This window comes from Gemmatimonas sp. (assembly GCF_046594945.1).
Taxonomy (GTDB): Bacteria; Gemmatimonadota; Gemmatimonadetes; order Gemmatimonadales; family Gemmatimonadaceae; genus Gemmatimonas.
Genome location: NZ_JBKJRB010000002.1, coordinates 25,123 through 31,122, shown reverse-complemented (window position 1 = coordinate 31,122; position 6,000 = coordinate 25,123). Strand labels below are relative to the sequence as shown.

General features: G+C 65.5%; 7 protein-coding genes. 2 read left to right on the top strand and 5 right to left on the bottom strand.

Annotation, left to right across the window (positions count from 1 at the left end):
• Positions 1 to 157: 157 nt before the first annotated feature.
• Entirely contained in the window at positions 158 to 946 is a 789-nt protein-coding gene (locus tag ACLL97_RS00275) for an ABC transporter permease (protein ID WP_411278466.1), read from the top strand.
• 44 nt (positions 947 to 990) lie between these two features.
• Positions 991 to 2,628: a M28 family peptidase gene (locus ACLL97_RS00270; protein WP_411278465.1), complete on the top strand. Its 1,638-nt coding sequence runs from the start codon at positions 991 to 993 to the stop codon at positions 2,626 to 2,628.
• A 125-nt stretch (positions 2,629 to 2,753) separates the two neighbouring features.
• On the opposite strand, the gene ruvA is transcribed toward ACLL97_RS00270, so the two are convergent.
• The 5 genes from ruvA to ACLL97_RS00245 all read right to left on the bottom strand — a co-directional run bounded on the left by ruvA (position 2,754) and on the right by ACLL97_RS00245 (position 5,975).
• Complete coding sequence (ruvA, locus tag ACLL97_RS00265) at positions 2,754 to 3,347, bottom strand: Holliday junction branch migration protein RuvA (protein ID WP_411278464.1); 594 nt, start codon at positions 3,345 to 3,347, stop codon at positions 2,754 to 2,756.
• On the bottom strand, positions 3,344 to 3,880 hold the full coding sequence (ruvC, locus tag ACLL97_RS00260; RefSeq protein WP_411278463.1) for a crossover junction endodeoxyribonuclease RuvC: 537 nt from the start codon (positions 3,878 to 3,880) through the stop codon (positions 3,344 to 3,346). The genes ruvA and ruvC overlap by 4 nt, the downstream gene beginning before the upstream one ends.
• Positions 3,877 to 4,620: a YebC/PmpR family DNA-binding transcriptional regulator gene (locus ACLL97_RS00255; protein ID WP_411278462.1), complete on the bottom strand. Its 744-nt coding sequence runs from the start codon at positions 4,618 to 4,620 to the stop codon at positions 3,877 to 3,879. The genes ruvC and ACLL97_RS00255 overlap by 4 nt, the downstream gene beginning before the upstream one ends.
• A 123-nt stretch (positions 4,621 to 4,743) precedes the next feature.
• A complete protein-coding gene (locus ACLL97_RS00250) occupies positions 4,744 to 5,583 on the bottom strand; it encodes a DnaB-like helicase C-terminal domain-containing protein (RefSeq protein ID WP_411278461.1) in 840 nt (279 codons plus the stop codon).
• Positions 5,580 to 5,975 (bottom strand): hypothetical protein, encoded by a 396-nt coding sequence (locus tag ACLL97_RS00245; protein ID WP_411278460.1) that lies wholly within the window; start codon positions 5,973 to 5,975, stop codon positions 5,580 to 5,582. Before ACLL97_RS00245 ends, ACLL97_RS00250 begins: the two co-directional genes overlap by 4 nt.
• Positions 5,976 to 6,000: the final 25 nt, after the last annotated feature.

Genomic DNA, 6,000 nt, shown 5'->3' with positions numbered 1-6,000 from the left:
ACCCCGGCCGGCGGCGGCTCGGGCATGACCCCGGCCGGCGACGGCTCGGCGGCCCCCGAGGCTGGCGCAGGCGGCGCCTTCGGCGGCCGCGAAACAACGCGCGAAAGGCGCTCGGGCGGCGGCGATTGTGGCGGCGAATAGGGCGCGGGCGGCGGCGATGGCACCGCCTGCGGGCACGCCGCTGGTGATGCCGGGGGCGGAGCCGCCGCCGGGTATGCCGCCGGGTATGCCGCCGGGTATGCCGCTGGTGATGCCGGGGGCGGAGCCGCCGCCGAGCGCGATGCCTGAGGTGAAGCAGGCGGCGGCGGCGGTACGGAGGGCAGCGTCTGACAAGCCGGCCACGTCGGTAGACAGCGACCGCGTGGCGACCGCGCCGGCGCACGATCACGGTGACGATCAAATCACGGCGTTCTTTGTCGGGACCAAGAACCGGTTCGAAGCACTGATGCTGCAGCGCGAGATGAACACTGATCTGCTGGAGCCGCTCACGGCGGTCATTCCCGGTGTGGCGCTCGGCGAACTGTGGCAGAACATCGGCAGCGCCGAAGTCGGTTTGCGGGTGATCGCGATTTTTGCGGTGGCGATCGGTTTAACCGGAATGCTCGTGGCGCTCTATTCATCGCTCGAGGCGCGTCGTCGCGAGATGGCAATTCTCCGTGCGGTCGGCGCCGGTCCGCGCATGATCATCTCGCTGCTCGTGCTCGAGAGTGGAGTGCTCGCACTTCTGGGCTGCGTTATCGGCGTGGCCGCCGTGTATGTCGGCTTGTTCGTGGCGCAGGGGCCGATCGAACAACGGTTCGGTCTGCACCTTGCATTACATCCGCTTCGCGCCACGGAGTGGACGTACCTCGCTGTTGTCATGGGTGCCGGCCTCGTGATCGGCTTCGTGCCGGCGTGGAAGGCATACCGCACGTCGCTCGTAGACGGATTGAGTCCGCGGGCCTGACGTACCGCTCACCAGCATCTTCTCACCGTACACCAGAACTTCTCATGCGCTCATACCCGGTTTTTGCGTTGCTGTTTGCCGCGACGGTGTCCGCTACGACATCGGTCGGCGCGCAGCCGGGCCGCGGCCCGGCACCGGTGGCCAAGAACATTCAGGCACTGCCGGTCGATCCGGCGCCGTCGTATGTCCGGAAGGACGCGCCTACCGACCCCGTGATTTTGCAGCTCTGGGACGAAGGAATGCAGCGTTCGCAGGCCGGCACGTTGGCGCAGCAGCTGCTCGATTCGATCGGCCCGCGCCTCACGGGCTCTCCCAACATGAACCGCGCGCAGGATTGGCTGCTGGCAAAATACAAACAGTTCGGCGTGTCGGCGCGCAAGGAACAGTACGGCACCTGGAACTCGTGGAAGCGTGGTGCCGCGTTCGCGCAGCTCACGGCGCCGCGTGTGAAGGCGCTCGAAGTCAACATGCTGTCATGGAGCGGCAACACGTCCGGCAAGTGGGCCGACGGTGACGTCGTGGTTGTGAAGCCGTATCAGTCGCCCGAAGAATTCACGGCGTGGTTGCCGAGTGTGAAGGGCAAGGTCGTGCTGGCATCGGCGCCGCGTCTCACCTGCCGTCCGGCCTCGCAGCTCGCGGAGTTCGCGATGGCGAGCACGCAGGCATCGCTCGACTCGATGCAGCGAGATCTGTCGGCCACGTATCAGGGCGTGACGCAGCGCGTGCCGACGTTCTACAGCGACCTGAAGGCGGCCGGTGCGCTGGCGGTGTTCGAGTCGAACTTCTCGCAGTATCCGGGCGTGAACAAGATCTTCGGATCACCGCGCAACGCGGCGCTTCCTACGTTCGATGTGGGTTGCGAAGACTATGGCATGTTGTTCCGACTCGCGCAGAACAAACAGGGTCCGAAGGTGCGTCTGATGGCGGAGTCGGAGGCGCTTGGCGAAAAGCCGGTGTTCAACGTGATCGCCGAGATCAAGGGTGCCACGAAACCCGACGAATACGTAGTGCTCTCGGCGCACTTCGATAGCTGGGAGGGTCACTCGGGCGCGACCGACAACGCGACCGGCTCGATCACGATGATGGAAGCGCTGCGCATTCTGCAGACAGTATATCCGAAGCCGTCGCGGACGATTCTGGTCGGTCACTGGAGCGGGGAGGAGCAGGGCTTGAACGGCTCCGGCTCGTTCACGGCCGATCATCCCGAGGTCGTGAAGGGACTGCAGTTCGCGTTCAATCAGGACAACGGCACCGGTCGCGTGGTGAGCACAGGGCCGGGGTTGCATCCGGAGAATGGACCGCGTCTCGCGCAGTACATGGGCCAGATGCCGTGGCAGCTCACGCAGTACATCCGACTCGCAGGCCCGTCGGGCATCGGCGCCGGATCGGACGACGCGTCATTCCGCTGCTGGGGCGCACCGGCCGTCGGTCTCGGTGCCCTCAACTGGGACTACAGCAACAGCACGTGGCACACCAATCGCGATTCGTTCGACAAGATCATTGTCGATGATCTGAAGCACAATGCGACGCTGACCGCGATGTTCGTGTACCTCGCCAGCGAAGACGCCGAGAAGAGCTCCCGCGTGCTGGTCGATCCGATTCCCGGTGGACGCGCGGGGCAGCTGATCACGATCCCGAGCTGTGGGAAGCCGTCGAGGGATGCGTCGTCGTATAGACGATAACGGCTACGTAGGGAGTACGGGGTACGGGGTACGGGGTACGGGGTACGGGGTACGGGGTACGGAGTACGGAGTACGGAGTACGGAGTACGGAGTACGGGGTCTCCCGACTCCGTACTCCCGACCCCTTACTTCGCCGTCAACCGAGCAAGCGCTGCCCGCACCACCGTCCCGACATCCCCACCGCCTCCGTCCATCACGGCGCGTACGGCGCGATCGGCTTCCAGCTGGTTGTAGCCCAGCGCGACGAGCGCGCGAATGGCGTCGTCGTTTACCGGACTGGCGGCAGTGCCGACGGCCGTAGGTGCGTTGCCCATGGTGTCCATCTTGTCGGCCAAGTCGAGAATAATCTGCTCGGCCTTTTTTCGCCCCACGCGCGGTACGCGCATGAGGGTTGTGATATCCTTTTCGCGCAACGCGCGCACCACGCGCTCCGGCGTGAGCGACGACAGGATGCCGAGTGCGAGCGCGGGTCCGACGCCTTTGGCCACCAGCAACCGCTGGAAGACCGCCCGGTCGTAACGATCGGAGAAGCCGTACAAGTGCCACGCGTCCTCGCGCACGGCAAGGTGCGTGTGCAGCGTGACGGTGGCCCCTTCCTTCGGTAGTGACTCGAACACCGAGAGCGGAATGAGGCACTCGTAGCCTACGCCGCCCGATGTCAGAATCTCCACGCGATCGAGTTCGCGATGAACGAGGGTGCCGGATATCAGTGCGATCATTTCACGAGCTTGGAGAGGGGAATTCGCATCGGCGGCAGCTCAGGGAGCGTCGGTCGCGATGACAGGAGGCAGGCGCACAATGCCGCCGCAACCCCGTCGGCGGCGTCGGCGGGCTGTGGCGCCGACTTCAGACGCAGCAGGCGCGCCACCATGAATTGCACCTGTTCCTTCGTCGCGGCGCCCGTGCCGGTGATCGCCTTCTTGATTTCGGCCGGCGGATATTCACAGATCGTGAGCGCGGCCTGCTGCGCAGCCAGCAGGATTACGCCGCGCGCGTGACCGAGGACGATCGTCGTGCGGACGTTCTTGGCGTAGAACACGTCTTCGACCGACATCGTGTCGGGGCGGTGGCGCGCGATCACTTCTTCGATGCCGTCGTGAATCTCCAGCAGTCGATGTGGGAGCGGGTCTTTCGCGGTCGTGCGGATGACGCCGCACTCCACCAGCGTGGCGATGCGGCCATCGAAGGCGACCACACCGTACCCCGTGACGGCGGTGCCCGGATCGATCCCGAGCACCAGCGACGGGATCACGCCTCGGCCATGGCGTCGTCGTCCATCTCAAAGTTCGCGTCGACCTTTTGCACGTCGTCGAGCTCTTCGAGCGCTTCGAGCAGCTTCATGAGCTGTTCCGCGGCCTGGCCTTCCACCTTGACGGTGCTTTTGGGCACCCACGCGAGTTCTGCGTCGGCCACCGTGTACTTCTTCGACTCGAGTCCTTCTTTCGTCGCGTGCAGAGCGCCGGGCTCGGTCGTGATCGTGAACTCGGAATCGTCACGTACGACATCATCGGCGCCCGCCTCGAGCGCGGCCTCCATGAGCGTATCCTCGTGCACGCCCTCGGTGCGCACCGACATCTGTCCCTTCCGCTCGAAGAGATAGGCCACGGAATTGCTCGATCCCATGTTGCCGTGGTTGCGCGAGAGCTTGTGGCGAACATCGGCCACCGTGCGCGTGGGATTGTCGGTGACGGCCTGAATCATGATGGCGACGCCGCCCGGACCATAGGCTTCGTACAGCACCTCGACGTAATCCACGCCTTCGAGTTCGCCGGTGCCCTTCTTGATGGCGCGGTCGATGTTGTCCTTTGGCATCGACACCGCCTTCGCGTTGTCGATGGCGGTGCGCAATCGCGGATTGCCGCCCGGATCGCCACCGCCAAGCTTGGCGGCCATGGTGATTTCACGAATCAGCCGCGTGAAGAGGGCGCCGCGCTTGTTGTCGGTCGCGGCCTTCGCGCGCTTGATCGTTTTCCATTTGCTATGTCCTGCCATCGCCCTGCCCCGTTGATGCGGATGGGTTACATCGAACCTGATGCCGAGGAAAATAATGCGGCGAGGGTGAGCCGTGTGAAAACACCTCAGAGCTGAGAACCCCCTACCCCTACTCCCTACTCCCTACGCTTCCAACACGTCCTCGAATCGGCTGTACCGGCTGTCGAAATACAGATCGACGTATCCCTTCGCCCCATCCCGATTCTTGAGCAGCAGCAGCTCGGCCGCGCCCGAAACGCCGAGATCGGCTTCGTACAGCTCCTCGCGATACAAGCCCATCACGAGATCGGCATGGGTCCCGATCGCGCCGCCAAGTCCGAAATCCATGAGGCGAGGGCGCCGATCGTGTCGAAGGCGGTCGAGCTGAGGAAGGTGGGTCGTGAGTAGGAGCGCCACCTTCCGTCGCAGCGCGAGTCGCTTGAGCGAGAGTACCGCGAAGCTCAGTGCTTCGTCGCGTCCGGAGTCACGATCCAGGAGGCACTCCAGCGGATCGACCAGCACCAGGGATGCATCAGGCGTCGCTTCCACCGCGTGATCGATCGCGGCCAGCGTACCCGACGTGATCGTCTCGATCACCGGCGCGCGGTCGCGCAACGTGACCGCTGCCGTGGCGAGCTTGGCACGCTCTTCCTCCGTTACCGCGCCCAGGCGTAGCGATTCGAGCGACACTTTCGCTCCCATCGCGAGCGCGCGTTCGTACGCGCGCTCGGCGTGCATTTCTCCCGTGAGCAAGAGCGCACGGGGCGATACGCGGAGTGCGATGGCGAGCGCAAGGGCCGAGCAGCCGGCGCTGTCGTCACCCCCGACGACGATCAGGTCACCGCGGCGGAAGCCACCGCCCACGGCTCGGTCGATCGAGGGAAACCGGGTGGGAACGATACCCGGGTCGACATCACCGAGGCTGGCCCGGTCGAGCCGAGCGACGACCCGGGTGAGCGGCGAGATGTCGGTGGGGTGCGTCATGATCCAGCGAGCTGGCGAGCGAGTTTCTCGAGCTCCTGCACCGACGCGCCGTCGAGGTGCGTGCCGGCGGCCGCGACGAGACTGCGGATCGCACCGGCCACCTGAAGCGCCGTCCCGGTGGTTGATTCGACGCCGCGGGCGAACGGCACGCGCGTGGTCGCGGGCAGCGCCAGCGAGGCGAGCCACACCTTGGCGGCCGCGGCGCGGGTAACCCGTTCGCCGAGATGGAGGGCGTCGCCAGTCATCACGCCCTGCGCGAGCCGGGCGGTCATGAGCGCGGCCAGTGCGACTTCACGTCCCCCACCCAACGGCAGGCGTCCGGCGAGCGACGCGAGGGCAGGGAAGGGAAAGCGGAGCGGCTCGAGCGCGTACGGAAGGGATTCAGCGTGCACAGGTCGAATGTAACGCGTCGCGTTG